This is a genomic window from Massilia sp. H6, assembly GCF_024802625.1.
In the GTDB taxonomy this organism is placed as follows: Bacteria; Pseudomonadota; Gammaproteobacteria; order Burkholderiales; family Burkholderiaceae_D; genus Telluria.
In genome coordinates this window covers 1932106-1944986 of sequence record NZ_CP103371.1, presented here as the reverse complement: position 1 = coordinate 1944986, position 12881 = coordinate 1932106, and the positions used below count along the sequence as shown (strand labels likewise).

At 66.5% G+C, this 12881-nt stretch carries 16 protein-coding genes; 11 read left to right on the top strand and 5 right to left on the bottom strand.

Annotation, left to right across the window (positions count from 1 at the left end):
* The first annotated feature begins 258 nt into the window (after positions 1-258).
* Both NRS07_RS08705 and NRS07_RS08700 read left to right on the top strand, forming a co-directional pair.
* Positions 259-648, top strand: coding sequence for a ProQ/FinO family protein (locus tag NRS07_RS08705; RefSeq protein ID WP_259213112.1), 390 nt, complete (start codon positions 259-261; stop codon positions 646-648).
* A 10-nt stretch (positions 649-658) separates the two neighbouring features.
* The gene (locus NRS07_RS08700; RefSeq protein ID WP_259212565.1) at positions 659-1252 is read left to right on the top strand and encodes a 3'-5' exonuclease; all 594 of its coding nucleotides are present in this window, start codon (positions 659-661) and stop codon (positions 1250-1252) included.
* A gap of 42 nt (positions 1253-1294) precedes the next feature.
* On the opposite strand, the gene NRS07_RS08695 is transcribed toward NRS07_RS08700, so the two are convergent.
* Complete coding sequence (locus NRS07_RS08695) at positions 1295-2023, bottom strand: class I SAM-dependent methyltransferase (RefSeq protein ID WP_259212564.1); 729 nt, start codon at positions 2021-2023, stop codon at positions 1295-1297.
* Between the two features lie 120 nt (positions 2024-2143).
* On the opposite strand from NRS07_RS08695, the gene NRS07_RS08690 reads away from it, so the two are divergent.
* Together NRS07_RS08690 and NRS07_RS08685 are read left to right on the top strand one after the other, a co-directional pair.
* On the top strand, positions 2144-2869 hold the full coding sequence (locus NRS07_RS08690) for a c-type cytochrome (RefSeq protein WP_259212561.1): 726 nt from the start codon (positions 2144-2146) through the stop codon (positions 2867-2869).
* Positions 2866-4140: a cytochrome c gene (locus tag NRS07_RS08685; protein ID WP_259212560.1), complete on the top strand. Its 1275-nt coding sequence runs from the start codon at positions 2866-2868 to the stop codon at positions 4138-4140. The genes NRS07_RS08690 and NRS07_RS08685 overlap by 4 nt, the downstream gene beginning before the upstream one ends.
* Before the next feature lie 6 nt (positions 4141-4146).
* Here the strand turns inward: NRS07_RS08685 and NRS07_RS08680 are convergent, their stop codons facing one another.
* Together NRS07_RS08680 and NRS07_RS08675 are read right to left on the bottom strand one after the other, a co-directional pair.
* Positions 4147-5268, bottom strand: a complete 1122-nt coding sequence (locus tag NRS07_RS08680; protein ID WP_259212557.1) for a type IV pilus twitching motility protein PilT — start codon at positions 5266-5268, stop codon at positions 4147-4149.
* A gap of 99 nt (positions 5269-5367) precedes the next feature.
* Complete coding sequence (locus tag NRS07_RS08675; protein ID WP_259212556.1) at positions 5368-5841, bottom strand: DMT family transporter; 474 nt, start codon at positions 5839-5841, stop codon at positions 5368-5370.
* A gap of 214 nt (positions 5842-6055) precedes the next feature.
* Between NRS07_RS08675 and NRS07_RS08670 the strand changes: the two genes are divergently transcribed.
* Positions 6056-6844, top strand: a complete 789-nt coding sequence (locus NRS07_RS08670) for a head GIN domain-containing protein (RefSeq protein WP_259212555.1) — start codon at positions 6056-6058, stop codon at positions 6842-6844.
* 49 nt (positions 6845-6893) lie between these two features.
* Here NRS07_RS08670 and NRS07_RS08665 read toward each other — a convergent pair whose 3' ends face one another.
* Both NRS07_RS08665 and NRS07_RS08660 read right to left on the bottom strand, forming a co-directional pair.
* Positions 6894-7343, bottom strand: a complete 450-nt coding sequence (locus tag NRS07_RS08665) for a copper chaperone PCu(A)C (protein WP_259212554.1) — start codon at positions 7341-7343, stop codon at positions 6894-6896.
* 52 nt (positions 7344-7395) lie between these two features.
* A complete protein-coding gene (locus NRS07_RS08660) occupies positions 7396-7938 on the bottom strand; it encodes a YaeQ family protein (protein ID WP_259212553.1) in 543 nt (180 codons plus the stop codon).
* A 123-nt stretch (positions 7939-8061) separates the two neighbouring features.
* On the opposite strand from NRS07_RS08660, the gene NRS07_RS08655 reads away from it, so the two are divergent.
* The 6 genes from NRS07_RS08655 (at position 8062) to NRS07_RS08630 (ending at position 12877) form a co-directional block, all read left to right on the top strand.
* A complete protein-coding gene (locus tag NRS07_RS08655) occupies positions 8062-9093 on the top strand; it encodes an NADP-dependent oxidoreductase (RefSeq protein WP_259212552.1) in 1032 nt (343 codons plus the stop codon).
* A 198-nt stretch (positions 9094-9291) separates the two neighbouring features.
* Complete coding sequence (locus tag NRS07_RS08650; protein WP_259212550.1) at positions 9292-9855, top strand: hemerythrin domain-containing protein; 564 nt, start codon at positions 9292-9294, stop codon at positions 9853-9855.
* Between the two features lie 120 nt (positions 9856-9975).
* A complete protein-coding gene (locus NRS07_RS08645) occupies positions 9976-10329 on the top strand; it encodes a KGG domain-containing protein (RefSeq protein ID WP_259212549.1) in 354 nt (117 codons plus the stop codon).
* Between the two features lie 169 nt (positions 10330-10498).
* Positions 10499-11032 carry a YgjP-like metallopeptidase domain-containing protein gene (locus tag NRS07_RS08640; protein ID WP_259213110.1) on the top strand — a complete coding sequence of 178 codons (534 nt, stop codon included), beginning with the start codon at positions 10499-10501 and terminating at the stop codon, positions 11030-11032.
* Between the two features lie 145 nt (positions 11033-11177).
* Positions 11178-12437: a hypothetical protein gene (locus NRS07_RS08635; RefSeq protein ID WP_259212548.1), complete on the top strand. Its 1260-nt coding sequence runs from the start codon at positions 11178-11180 to the stop codon at positions 12435-12437.
* A gap of 8 nt (positions 12438-12445) precedes the next feature.
* Positions 12446-12877 (top strand): phosphate ABC transporter substrate-binding protein, encoded by a 432-nt coding sequence (locus NRS07_RS08630; RefSeq protein WP_259212546.1) that lies wholly within the window; start codon positions 12446-12448, stop codon positions 12875-12877.
* Positions 12878-12881 lie beyond the last annotated feature (4 nt).

Genomic DNA, 12881 nt, shown 5'->3' with positions numbered 1-12881 from the left:
ATTCCTGTTCTTACCATGAAGTCAATGAATACCATTACCGCTGCAGAGTCCGTCGACACCAACGCCCCCGCCACCCCTGACGTGCCTGCCGAGGCCACCTTGCCATCCGCTGCTCCGGCAGAGGCGGCCCCGGCCGACGCAACGGCAGACGCCGCACCCGCGGCCGGCGCGGATTCCACTGACGCTGCTGCTGCCGCTGCTGCTACTGCTGCTGCTGCCCCGGCCACGGCAACAGCGCAGCCGACCTCGGCACGTGCCCTGCTCAAGCAACTGCAGCAAGAGTTCGTCGCCTTCCGCGACTGCCTGCCGCTGGCCATCGGCATCGACAAGCAGCTGCTGGCGCGCATGCCCGGCCTGGACCGCAAGATCATGCGGGCCGCACTGGGCATCCACACCGGCTCGATGCGCTATCTGCGCGCGATGGAAAAAGCCAAGGTACGGCACGACCTGGACGGCGCCGCGGGTGCCGAGGTGACCGATACCCACCGCCTGCATGCCAAGGAGCTGTTGCAGCAGCGCTTCAAGAAAGAAGCCGAGCGCAAGAAGGCCGAGCGCGACGCGCTGGCCAGCGCGGCCGCCGAAGAAGCAGCGAACCGCCAGCGCCAGGAAAAGCTCAAAGCCCTTGCTTCCAAGTTCTCCAAGAACTGAGCCGGCGCCAGTGAGCGCCGATCCGGAGCTGCTGCCGCCTTACGACGGCATCCGGCTGGCGGACGTGCGCCTGGTGCGCACCGAGCTCGACGCCGCCGCCGCCCTGGCGGCGCTGTCGCAGGCCGACGTGATCGGCTTCGACACCGAATCCAAGCCGACCTTTGCCAAGGGCGAGGTCTCGACCGGCCCGCACCTGGTGCAGCTCGCAACCGACCAACTGGCCTACCTGTTCCAGATCGGCAACGCCGCCAGTGCGCAGACCGCGCTGACCGTGCTCAAGCCGGTGCTGGAATCGGAAACCATCCTGAAAGTGGGTTTCGGCCTGGGCGACGACCTCAAGCGGCTGCGCGCCAAGCTCGGCGTCGAGACGCACAATGTGCTCGACCTGTCGACCGCCCTGCGCCGCCGCGGCGAACGCAATACGCTCGGAGCCAAGACCGCGGTCGCGCGCTTCTTCGGCCAGAAGCTGCAGAAGTCGCGCCGCATCACCACCACCAACTGGGCCCTGCCGCAGCTGAGCGACAAGCAGGTGCTGTACGCGGCGGACGATGCGCACGTGGCGCTGCGCATCTACCGCTTCTGGAAGGCTGGCCCGGCGCAATAGCACCGGCGAGCAGCATCGCAGCGTCTTGCCCGATGTCTCCCCTCACTCCGGGGCAGGCTTGCTCACCACGAAATACGCCTCCGGATTGAGCACCGTTCCCAGCCACGGGAACGGACTGGCACTGGCCGTCACCAGCACGAATTTCTCGGCCAGGGCCGAGCGAAACCCGCGATGGTCAAATCCCAGGTGCTCATGATGCACCTGCACGTCCGGTGGCAAGAGTCCGAGCGGTCGCTCCTTCGGCGGTATGCCCAGCGCCGCCAGCAGCACGTTCTTCGGGCGCGCGTCGAACGCGCCATAACGGCGGCTCATACGGAACATGCCCTTGTACAGGGCCGGCAGGCCGACTTCGACCGGCACGCCGAAGACCGCGTGCGCATCGGCCTTGAGCAGCGCATCGACTTCGCCCAGCGACTGCACGCGCATGGATAGCGGAATATGCTCGAACACCTCGAGGCAGAACAGCAGGTCGGCGCACCCTTTCGGCAGCGCCTCGAACGAGGCGTAGAACGCGATCCGGGGCAGCCCGGCCAGCTCGCGCCGGGCTTCTTCGAGCAGGTCCGAGCACGGCTCGTAGCAGATGATGGTGGCGTTCGGATAGGCATGGACCAGGTCCTTGCACAATTCTCCGCTGCCGGCGCCGAAATCGAGCACGCAGCCCACCGACTCGCGCGCCTTCCGGGGCAAGCCGAGGGCACTGCGCAGCCGCTGACGCTGCAGCCAGCGCTTGATGGGATTCTTGTCCCCGAATACACCTTCCGTGTAGCTCACATCCACCCTCGCACCCATGCCGCGCCCGATTGGCCCAGAGGGGGGCGATTATAGCAAGGGGCGGACCGCGCCAGCGTGATCCGCGTTATCATTCCGGCATCCCAGCTTTTCGGTGACCCCATGAGTCCTGCGCGCCTGCTCGCCGCTGCCATCGCTTCGAGCCTCTTCCTTGCTGCCTTGGCAGTCCACGCCGCACCCTTGCAAGCGGTGCCGGACACGCTGGCCCAGCGCCTGCTCGCCTGCACTTCTTGCCATGCGCGCGTCGATGCCCGCGGCGACCCGGTGAACGACGCGTATTTCCCGCGCATTGCCGGCAAGCCGGCCGGCTACCTGTACCACCAGCTGCTGAACTTTCGCGAAGGCCGGCGCCAGTATCCGCTCATGACCTATCTGGTGGAGCACCTGCCCGATGCCTACCTGCGCGAGATCGCCGCTCACTTCGCGGCCCAGGCGCCAGGTGCGCATCCTGCCGCCGCGCCCGAGGTAACGCCGCAAGCGCTCGAGCGCGGCCGCCAGCTGGTGTTCGAGGGCGACGCGGCGCGCAAGCTGCCGGCCTGCGCCGCCTGCCACGGCGCACGCCTGCTCGGTGTCGAACCGGCGATCCCCGGCCTGCTCGGCCTGCCGCGCGACTACCTCAACGCGCAATTCGGCGCCTGGCGCAACCAGGCGCGCCGCGCCCACGCACCCGACTGCATGGCCGCCATCACCGCACGCCTCTCGTTTGAAGACGTCGCCGCCATCTCAGGCTGGCTCGCCGCCCAGCCGGTGCCGGCCGATCCGCGCCCGGCCGCGTCGATTGCGCGCCCGCTACCGCTCGCCTGCGGCAGCGCCCTGGGGGCGCCATGAGCAAGCGCCTTGCCTGGTTCGCCCTAGCCGCCGGCACGGCCGCTGCGCTGGCTGCGGTAGCGCTCGCCTGGCCGCGTGCCGAAATGATTCCTTCGGCCTCGCCCGCCGCCTGGGCCGCCACCCCCGAGAACATCGCGCGCGGGGCCTATCTGGCGCGGGCGGGCAATTGCGTAGCCTGCCACACTGCGCGCGGTGGCGCCGAATACGCGGGCGGACGCGCGCTCGACACGCCCTTCGGCCGCCTGTACGGCCCCAACCTCACGCCGGACCGCGCCACCGGCATCGGACACTGGAGCGCCGACGACTTCTGGAACGCCCTGCACAACGGTAGATCGCGCGACGCCCGCCTGCTCTATCCGGCCTTCCCGTACACCAACACCACCCTGGTCTCGCGCCCGGATTCGGATGCGCTGTTCGCCTATTTCCGCAGTCTGCCCGCCACGCACCGGTCGAACCAGCCGCACGAGCTGGCCTTTCCGTACAACCAGCAGGCCCTGCTCGCGCTCTGGCGCCTGCTTTACTTCAAGCCGGGGACCTTTACGCCCGACCCTCGGCGCGGCGCCGAATGGAATCGCGGCGCCTACCTGGTCGAGGGACTGGGCCACTGCAGCGCTTGCCACAGCCCCCGCAACCGGCTGGGCGCCAGCGGCGACACACTGGCCGGCGGCCTGATGCCAACCAGCGGCTGGTATGCGCCGCCCCTAGGCGCCGGCGCGCGAGCCGGTCTGGGCAATTGGGACAAGGAACACATCGTGGCGTTGTTGCAGACTGGCGTGTCGGCGCGCGGCACAGCCAGCGGTCCAATGGCCGAGGTGGTGGCGCGCAGTCTGCAGCACCTGACCACGAGCGACGTCGGCGCAATGGCGACCTATCTCAAGTCGCTACCGGCCAGCCCGGCGCCTGCGCAGGACAGCCCCGCGCGCCCGGGCGAGCAGTTGCTGGCCGAAGGCAAGCGCCTGTACGGCAGCTATTGCGTGGACTGCCACGGCGCCCAGGGCAAGGGCAAGCCGCCCGCCTATCCGCCGCTGGCAGGCAACCACGCGGTAACGCTCACGCCGGCGGTGAATGCGATCCGGATCGTGCTCAATGGCGGCTTCCCGCCGGGGACAAAGGGCAATCCGCGGCCCTACGGCATGCCGCCGTTCGGCCATGAACTGAACGACGCGCAGGTGGCGGCGGTGCTGAGTTATGTGCGGGCCAGCTGGGGCAATGCAGGGGCGCCGGTGCCAGTGCCCGAGGTGAATCGGTATCGGAGCGTGCCGCTCGATTAGCGGCGCCTACACCATGTCCGCAAAGCCCACCCGGTCGGTGGTGGCATTGCGCGCATCTTCCACCCGTACCTTGTGCCCTGCCAGCAGCAGTTCGAGCGCGGCATTCATCGTGTGGCAGCCGGGATCTGCTCCGGCGTTCATGTGGGCGCGGATGCCGCCCACGTCGCCGCTTTCCAGCATGCGAACGATGGCCGGGCTCGGGCTCAGGCATTCGGTGGCGAGGTAGTAGCGGTTGCCTTCGCGCGAGGGCAGCAGCGCCTGGCACAGTACGCCGCGCAGCGCGTGCGCCAGGGCCTGGGCCTGAGCGCCGGAATTGCCCAGCAGGCGCAGCATTTTTTGCAGGCCGAGTTCGGTGGAACGCGCGTGCAGGGTGGCCAGCACCAGCGGACCGGATTCGGCCAGCGCCAGCGCTTCCTGGGCGGTTTCGGCGTCGCGGATCTCGCCGATCACGATCACGTCCGGGCGCTCGCGCAGCGCGTCGAGCGCGCCCAGGTAATAACTTTCGACGTCGCCGTCGACGCCCACTTCGCGCTGGGTGATGATGCATTTGCGCTGAGGGATGAGCGTCTCGACCGGGTCTTCGATGGTGATGATGTGGCCCGAGCGCTGCTTGTTGATCTCGTCGATCAGCGAGGCGATCGTGGTCGACTTGCCCTGGCAGGTGTCGCCGATGATCAGCACCAGGCCGCTGTTGAGGCGCGCAAATTCCTGCTCGTGCGGCCACAGGCCCAGCTCCGCCAGCGCCAGCGGCTCTTTCGGAAAGCGGCGGATCACGCAGCCCAAACGCTTCTTGCCCTGGAAGCTGAAGCAGTTGGCGCGGATGCGCGCCGTGTGCAGGTCGATCGAACGGTCGAACGCCCGCGCCCCGATGCGCTCGTTCCAGTTCGGCTCGATGACGTCGAAGAATTCTTCCAGCTCTTCACGGGTGATCGGCGAATCGGTGACCGCCACCAGGCCCTTGGGCTGGCGCAGCATCAGCGGGCTGTTCTGGTGAATGATGATGTCCGAGAACACCAGGCGCGAATTAAGCAGGTGCAGGATCTGCTCGACCAGGGTGCCGAATACCGGATGGTCTTCGTTCTCGACATAGGTCAGGGTGGGGATTTGCGAGGACTGGTGATGTTCCATCTGGGCCGGCACATAAGAGAAGGTTGACTGGTGCCGGATATTATAGAACCATGCCTCGCCGAAAGATTGCAAAAGTGAAATTAAAATTTCAACGGCGGGTCAGCGTGTGAAACTCGCAACGATGCGCTCGCCAAACAGGGTGATCGCCACCCCGAGCACCACGACCACAACGCCGATGATGCGCGCCGGCGACACCTTGCGCGCCGCCATCTGAACCAGGCCGAAGTGATCGATCGCCATCGACGTCAACAGCTGGCCGGCGATCACCAGCACGATCAGGCTCAGCAGACCGATACGGGGCGCCAGGAAGACCGTGCCGAACACAAACGCCGCCCCCAGGAAACCACCAGCAAATTTCCACAGCGGCTGACCGGCCAGTGCCGCGACAGTGGGCCCGAGGCCGCCGCGCGCCAGCGCCACGCCCGCCAGCACCACCGTGCCGCAGGCAAACGACACCAGCGCGGCGACCACTGAATTGGCGCCGATCGACGCGGCCAGCTGGGTGTTGACGGCTGCCTGCACCGACATGGCCACGCCGACACCAAAGGCCAACAGAAAAAGAATCAGGTTCATGCTTGCTCCGCCCGGCATTACAGGGCCAAAAAGCGCACGATTCTAGTGCAATCGAGCCGTTCGGGATAGCTACGCACGTTACCAACGGTGCGACAGCCTGTCGCGCCGAGCCGCATTCTGGGGCCTTGACCCTGCGATTGGTCGCATTCGCCATGCACCGGGCCCATCAATTGCCCAGGATGCCAGCATCGACAACGCCTTTTGAGGAGCCAGCATGAACAAGACCACCTTTCCCGCCACCGGCCTGAGCGGCCGGCTGATCGCCGGCGCTCTGGCGGCGACCCTCGCCTGCGCCAGTGCCCCGGGCGTTGCCGCCGGCGGTTGGCCGTGGAGCGGCGAACAGGTGCAAGGCAGCGGCGCCATCAAGCGCCAGGTGCGCCAGGTCGCGCATTTCAACGGCCTGGCCCTGGAGCTACCGGCCAAGCTCGAGCTGCGCCTGGGAGAAACCGAATCGGTCACCATCGAGACCGATGGCAACCTGCTGCCACTGGTCGAGACCGTGGTCGAGAATGGCACCCTCAAGATCCGTCCGTCCAGGCGCAACCTGAACCTGAAGACGAAACACCTCAAGATCGTGGTGCAGGCGCGCCAGATCGAACGGCTGGCGGTGGGCGGCTCTGGCACGGTCGATGCCGCCGTGCTGCGCGCGCCGCGCCTGAACATCGACCTGGGTGGCTCGGGCACGATCAATATCGGAAAGCTCGACAGCGAATCGGTGGCGCTCAGCCTGGGCGGCAGTGGCAACTTTGGCGCTGCCAGCGGCAATGCGCGCAAGCTGTCGATATCGATCGGCGGCTCCGGCACGGTGGACATGGGCCGGGTCGAGTCAGACCGCGCCAGCATCAGCGTGGCCGGGTCCGGCGAAGTCACCGTGTGGGCGCTGCAAGAGCTGAGCATGAACATCGCCGGCTCGGGCGACGTCAATTATTACGGCGACCCGCGCGTGAGCAAGTCGATCGTGGGATCGGGGAATGTGACCAGGATCGCGGCTGCCCCAAGATAAGCACTGCCGCGCCGGGCGCCATGCCCGGCCGGCCTGCTGGCAGCGTTATTCAGTGCCCCGCATGGGCGCTGTGCGTCAGCGGCTTTACCGGCACCGACACCTTGACGTCCTGGCGCTTGCCGGCGCCGTCTTGCACGGTCAGTGTCAGCGCGACGGTCTCGCCGTCTTTTACCTGGCGTCTCAGGTCCATCAGCATGATGTGGTAGCCGCCGCTGGCGAGGTTGACCGGCTTGCCGGCCGGGAGCTCGACCGCGTCGAGGCGGCGCATGCGCATGGTCTGGCCATCCATCGCCATCTCGTGCAGTTCGGCGCGGCCGGCCACTTCGGCCTGCACGGCGACCAAGCGGGCCGGCGTGGCCGACTGCAGGCGCATGAAGGCGCCGGTGACTTTCTGCTGCGGCACGGTGGCGCGGATCCAGGCATCGGACACCGTGACCTGGGCAAACGCGCAAGCGCAAAGCAGGTTACCAGCAAGCAGGGCAAGAAGCTGTCGGGTCATGTGCGGCACCATAAATGAGGGGAAGCGAGAATTATAGCCTTGGCGCGGGGGCCTACAGCGATCCGCGCAGGTATTCACGCTCGACCAGCACCGTATCGACGCCGTCGGTGAGCCAGATCTGGCTGTCCTGGATCGTGCACTGCAGCTGCATGTTGCGCTTGGCCATCTTCTCCAGCTGCGTGCTGGTCTCGCTCGGAATATTGATCACCGAGACGTTGCGGGCGCGATCGATCTTGTTGGCGATGCCCTTGAACCAGATGTCGCTGGTGGCACTATAGCTGAGCACCACCACCTTGCTTGAGCGCCCGGCCGCCTTCAGGATGCGTTTTTCGTCCGGCTGGCCGACTTCGATCCACAGGTCGATGGCGCCGGTCAGGTCCTTGAGCCACAGTGCCGGCTCTTCGACGTCGAACAGGTCCTTGGTAAAGGCCAGGGCCGGGTCGGCATACAGCGCATAGGCCAGCACGCGGATCATTACGCGCTCGTCGGTCTCGGACGGGTGGCGTGCGATGGTCAGCGTATGGTCGCCGTAGTAGTTGCGGTCCATGTCGGCAATCGACAGGTCGGCCTTGTAGATGGTTGCTTTGATAGCCATGATGCGTGCTCGGTAGCGTGGGAGTTCGGGTAGCTGGAACTGAGCCCGCTATTGTCGCACGCGCCGCACGCGGGCGCGGCGAAGACGGTATAGTCACGTTGCCAATACGATCAGGAGACCTGCATGCCCAACGCATTCCCGCCGAACCAGCAATTTCGCCTTGCCGCCCGCCCACTCGGCATGCCGCGCCCCGACGACTGGCTGTTCCACGAAGAAGCCGTGGCCGAGCCGGACGAGGGCGGGATCGTGGTCAAGGTGCTCTACCTGTCGCTCGATCCGGCCATGCGTGGCTGGATGAACGAAGGCAAATCGTATATCCGCCCGGTCGCAATCGGCGAAGTCATGCGCGCGGGCGGCCTGGGGATCGTCATCGCCTCGAAGTCGCCGCGCTTCGCGATCGGCGATTACGTGGTCGGCGGCACCGGCGTGCAGCGCTACTGGTCCGGGCCGGCCGACGACAAGACCGCGGCGTTCACCCGGATCGACCCGGCCCTGGCGCCGCCCACCGCCTGGCTCAATACCCTCGGCATGCCGGGCATGACCGCCTTCTTCGGCCTGCGCGAAGTCGGCCAGCCCAAGGCTGGCGAGACGGTGGTGGTCTCGGGCGCAGCCGGCGCGGTCGGCATGACCGTCGGCCAGGTGGCCAAGAAGATGGGGTGCCGCGTGGTCGGCATCGCCGGCGGCGAAGACAAATGCCGTTACGTGGTCGAGCAGCTCGGGTTCGATGCCTGCATCGACTACAAGGCCGGTCCGGTCCACGCCGGCCTGAAACAGCACTGCCCGAATGGCGTGGACGTCTATTTCGACAACGTCGGCGGCGACATCCTCGATGCGGTACTCACCCGTATCAACTTGAAGGCGCGCATCGTCATCTGCGGCGCGATCTCGCAATACAACGCCACCAGCCCGGTCAAGGGACCGGCCAACTACCTGTCGCTGCTGGTGAACCGGGCGCGCATGGAAGGCATGGTGGTGTTCGACTACGCGCCGCGCTATGCCGAAGGCGTGGCGACGCTGGCCGGCTGGATGCAAGAAGGTAGTATCAAGAGCATAGAAAACGTGACCGAAGGCTTCGAGCGCTTCCCCGAAGCCCTGTTGATGCTCTTCGAGGGCAAGAACTTGGGCAAACTAGTGCTGAAGCTAGCCGACGCTTGAGCATAGTGCGCCGAAATTCAAGGACTTTCGGCGCTCTTTTTGATTTATCGCATATGCAGTTCTGAAGCTCTAAACTTGCTTCTTCGGGGCGCGTCTATAACGCTCTGGCGCTGCGCGCCCACGTCCCGACGAGGAGATCATGTCCCCATTCCTATCCCCACCCCCCGCCCCCAGAACAGTCCCTGGCTAGGAGGCGCCATGCATCCCACCGACCTGCCCGAGCCGCCCGGCGGCATCCTTGCCCTGCTGCGCGCCGACCATGCGCGCCTGCGCGCCATGTTCCACGAATTCGCCATGCTCGACAGCGAAACCGACGCTGAGCGGCGCGAGTACCTGGTCGACGACCTGTGCGACGAACTCGCGCTGCACGCCCTGCTCGAAGAAGAGTTGTTCTACCCTGCCCTGCGCGCGCTGGTCGACGACCACCTGCTCGACAACGCAGCGCTGGAGCACGACAGCCTGCGCGAACTGATCCTCCAGCTCGAGACCTTGTTCCCGGACGACGACTTCTTCGAGGCCACCGTGGCCGTGCTGGCCGAAGAAGTAGCGCACCATGTCGCGGTCGAAGAGACCGTGCTGTTCCCGGCGCTGGCACGCGCCGGCATCGACCAGGCCGCGCTGGGCCAGCGCCTGCGCGCGCGCCGCATCGAACTCGAAACCGACCTTGCTGCGCAGCCGTCCGCGATCGACGGCAGCGAACCGCGCGGCCTGCTGCGCGGCGCCCCGGGCCTGCTGCGCGAGCGGCGTGCGCGGCCGCGCTAGAACGCTTGCCGAACCAAGGAACTAACGCCCCAGCCGTGCCTCTAAACGGCACGAGCGCATCCATAACAGCGCTCGCGGGTTCCCACTTCGACGGCACACAAGGCAGACAAGGAGAGCGACATGGCGACGAATAAAGACAGTGGCAAGGGCGCGGGCAGCCAGTCCGGCAACGCCCAGAAAACGGCAGCTGGCAGCGGCACGCCGGCCAAGCGCGGTTTCGCGGCAATGGACCAGAACCAGCAGCGCGAAATTGCCAGCAAGGGTGGACAGGCCGCGCACCAGAAAGGCACCGCCCACGAATTCGATTCCGAAGAAGCCCGCCGCGCCGGCCAGAAAGGCGGCGAAGCGGTTAGCCGCAACCGCGCCCACATGGCCGACATCGGCCGCAAGGGTGGCGAAAGCCGGCAATCGGCCCAGCGCGCCGCCTTGGCGGCCAAGAATGCCGGCAACCGCCAGGGCGGCAAGGAGAGTTGATCAAACCTGCGGTTGACACTTCCCTCCCAACCACGAACAGCTGCTGCAGGCTTAACGAACCTTCACTTCACGCGCAGTCCACCGCATGATGCATCCACACCACGGCGCGCAGCCCGGCGCCGTGGTACGGGGACTGGGGCGCCGGGCGCCGTGTTACATTGCGGCCCCTATGCACAAGCTTCCCTACCTCACCGCCTATCCCGAGTCCTTGCGCGCCCAGGTTGGCGCCCTGCTCGACGCCGGGCAACTCGGCGACGTGCTGCTACGACGCTACCCCGAGGCCCATGGCCTGCGCACCGACAAGGCGCTGTACACCTATGTCCAGGACCTGAAAGACAATTACCTGCGCCAGGCCGAACCGGTGGCCAAGGTCGCCTACGACAGCAAGCTCCACGTCGTGCAGCACGCGCTCGGGCTGCACACGGCGATCTCGCGGGTACAGGGCAGCCGCCTCAAGGCCAAGCACGAGATCCGGGTGGCCAGCGTGTTCCGCGATACCCCGCTGCCCTTCCTGCGCATGATCGCCGTGCACGAGCTGGCGCACCTGAAAGAAAAACAGCACGACAAGGCTTTCTATAAACTGTGCTGCTGGATGGAGCCGCAGTACCATCAGCTGGAGTTCGACTTGCGTCTCTACCTGACCTGGCTCGACCTGGGCGGAAAGCGGCTATGGGCCGCTGGCGCGGCTGACGTTGCCATCTAACAACGCAACTTGCCAAAACAATTCGTTGCTTTTGGTAAATATCTCGACTTTCAATGGGCTCTTCGGTAAAGTCTGTTTCTTCGTGCCCTCACCCGGTCGCGCAACTCACCGCACTTCACGGCCGCCCGGCCGTTACCAGAACACGATGACGTACCAAACCCACCATGCCTGCACCTTCGTGCCGGCCGTGCTGCGCAGCAGCGCGATCGCTTGGACCCTGTTAGCCGGTGCCAGCGCCCACGCGGGCGAGCTGCCGGCCTGGAAATTCTCCGGCTTCGGAACGCTCGGCGCGGTACATGCCAGCATCCGCAGTGCCGATTACACCTCGACCATCCTGCGCGCCACCGGCGCCGGCGCGAGTGATCGCTGGAGCCCGCACGTGGACAGCCGTCTCGGTGCCCAGCTCGACGTGTCGCAGGGCGACTGGTCCGGCGTGCTGCAGCTCGTGAGCGAGCAGAGCATCGAGGGCAGCTACCGGCCGCAGGTCGAATGGGCCAACATCAAATACCAGGTCACGCCCGACCTGGCGCTGCGCCTGGGGCGCATCGCCTTGCCGGTATTCCTGGCTGCGGACTACCGCAAGGTGGGCTACATCCTGCCTTGGGTACGCACCCCGGTCGAAGTCTATGGCGCCCTGCCGCTGTCGAGCAGCGACGGCATCGATGCCACCTGGCGCTGGAGCGCCGGGTCGCTGCGCAACGCCACCCAGTTCTTTTACGGCCACACCGATACCCGCGTCAACGATGGCAACCGCCTGCGCGCGACTGGCGTTGCCGGGTTCTCGCACAGCATCGAGCAGGGGCCGCTAAGCGCACGCGTGTCGGTCTTGCGCGCAAGGCTCACCACCGGTGTTGGCGCCGAATTATTCAATGCGCTGCGCGCCTTCGGACCGCGCGGCGTGTCCCTGGCCGAGCAATACGCGATCGAGAACAAGCGCGTGGCCATTGCCAGCGCCGGCATCAGCTACGATCCGGGACAGTGGTTCGCCACTGCCGAAATCGGGCGCACCCGCTCGCACTCCATCCTGGGCCAGACCACCTCGATGTACATCGGCGGCGGCTACCGCTTCGATGCGCTGACGCCCTACCTGGGGTATGCCAAGGTGCGCGCCAACAGCGCCACCAGCGACCCTGGCCTGCCGCTCGCCGCTTTACCGCCGCGGGTGCAGCCAATCGCCGCCATGGTCAATGCCGAGCTCAACGCCGGTCTGGCGACGATCCCGGTGCAAAGCACCGCCAGCGCCGGACTGCGCTGGGACCTGGCCGAGAACGCCGCGCTCAAGGCGCAGTACGACCAGGTAAGGCCGACCGGCGGCTCGCGCGGGACCCTGATCAACCGACAAGCCGATTTCCGCTCGGGGCAGACGGTCCATGTGGCCAGCGTCGCGCTCGACTTCGTTTTCTGAGACAGAGCATGGGCATTCATATTCATAGCATTCTTGCCGCCGCCATCGTGGCGCTGGCAGCCTCCGGTAACGCTTCGGCCGAACTGGTGGTGATCGTCTCGGCTCGCAGCGTAGCCCCTACGCTCTCGAGCGACCAGGTGGCCGCCATTTTCCTGGGCCAGGCGGGCAGCCTTCCCGACGGCGTCGAGGTAGCCGCGCTCGACCAGCGCATCGGTTCGAACGAACGCATCCAGTTCTACCAGCAGGTCACGGGCAAGACCCCGGCCCTGCTCAAGGCGCACTGGTCGAAGATGATCTTCACCGGCCGCGGCCAGCCGCCGCGCGAGGTGGCCGACAACGGCGCCGTGCGCCGCATGGTGGCCGACAACCCCGCGATGATCGGCTATATCGACCGCGCCGCGCTCGATGCCAGCGTGCGTCCGGTCCTGGTGTTGCGCTGATGCC

What these genes read in the sequence shown, in the direction of transcription:
- NRS07_RS08690 (WP_259212561.1), top strand. Translation starts at nt 2,144, where the DNA reads ATGAGTCCTGCGCGCCTGCTCGCCGCTGCCATCGCTTCGAGCCTCTTC.
- NRS07_RS08685 (WP_259212560.1), top strand. Translation starts at nt 2,866, where the DNA reads ATGAGCAAGCGCCTTGCCTGGTTCGCCCTAGCCGCCGGCACGGCCGCT.
- NRS07_RS08680 (WP_259212557.1), bottom strand. Translation starts at nt 5,268, where the DNA reads ATGGAACATCACCAGTCCTCGCAAATCCCCACCCTGACCTATGTCGAG.
- NRS07_RS08675 (WP_259212556.1), bottom strand. Translation starts at nt 5,841, where the DNA reads ATGAACCTGATTCTTTTTCTGTTGGCCTTTGGTGTCGGCGTGGCCATG.
- NRS07_RS08670 (WP_259212555.1), top strand. Translation starts at nt 6,056, where the DNA reads ATGAACAAGACCACCTTTCCCGCCACCGGCCTGAGCGGCCGGCTGATC.
- NRS07_RS08665 (WP_259212554.1), bottom strand. Translation starts at nt 7,343, where the DNA reads ATGACCCGACAGCTTCTTGCCCTGCTTGCTGGTAACCTGCTTTGCGCT.
- NRS07_RS08660 (WP_259212553.1), bottom strand. Translation starts at nt 7,938, where the DNA reads ATGGCTATCAAAGCAACCATCTACAAGGCCGACCTGTCGATTGCCGAC.
- NRS07_RS08655 (WP_259212552.1), top strand. Translation starts at nt 8,062, where the DNA reads ATGCCCAACGCATTCCCGCCGAACCAGCAATTTCGCCTTGCCGCCCGC.
- NRS07_RS08650 (WP_259212550.1), top strand. Translation starts at nt 9,292, where the DNA reads ATGCATCCCACCGACCTGCCCGAGCCGCCCGGCGGCATCCTTGCCCTG.
- NRS07_RS08645 (WP_259212549.1), top strand. Translation starts at nt 9,976, where the DNA reads ATGGCGACGAATAAAGACAGTGGCAAGGGCGCGGGCAGCCAGTCCGGC.
- NRS07_RS08640 (WP_259213110.1), top strand. Translation starts at nt 10,499, where the DNA reads ATGCACAAGCTTCCCTACCTCACCGCCTATCCCGAGTCCTTGCGCGCC.
- NRS07_RS08635 (WP_259212548.1), top strand. Translation starts at nt 11,178, where the DNA reads ATGACGTACCAAACCCACCATGCCTGCACCTTCGTGCCGGCCGTGCTG.
- NRS07_RS08630 (WP_259212546.1), top strand. Translation starts at nt 12,446, where the DNA reads ATGGGCATTCATATTCATAGCATTCTTGCCGCCGCCATCGTGGCGCTG.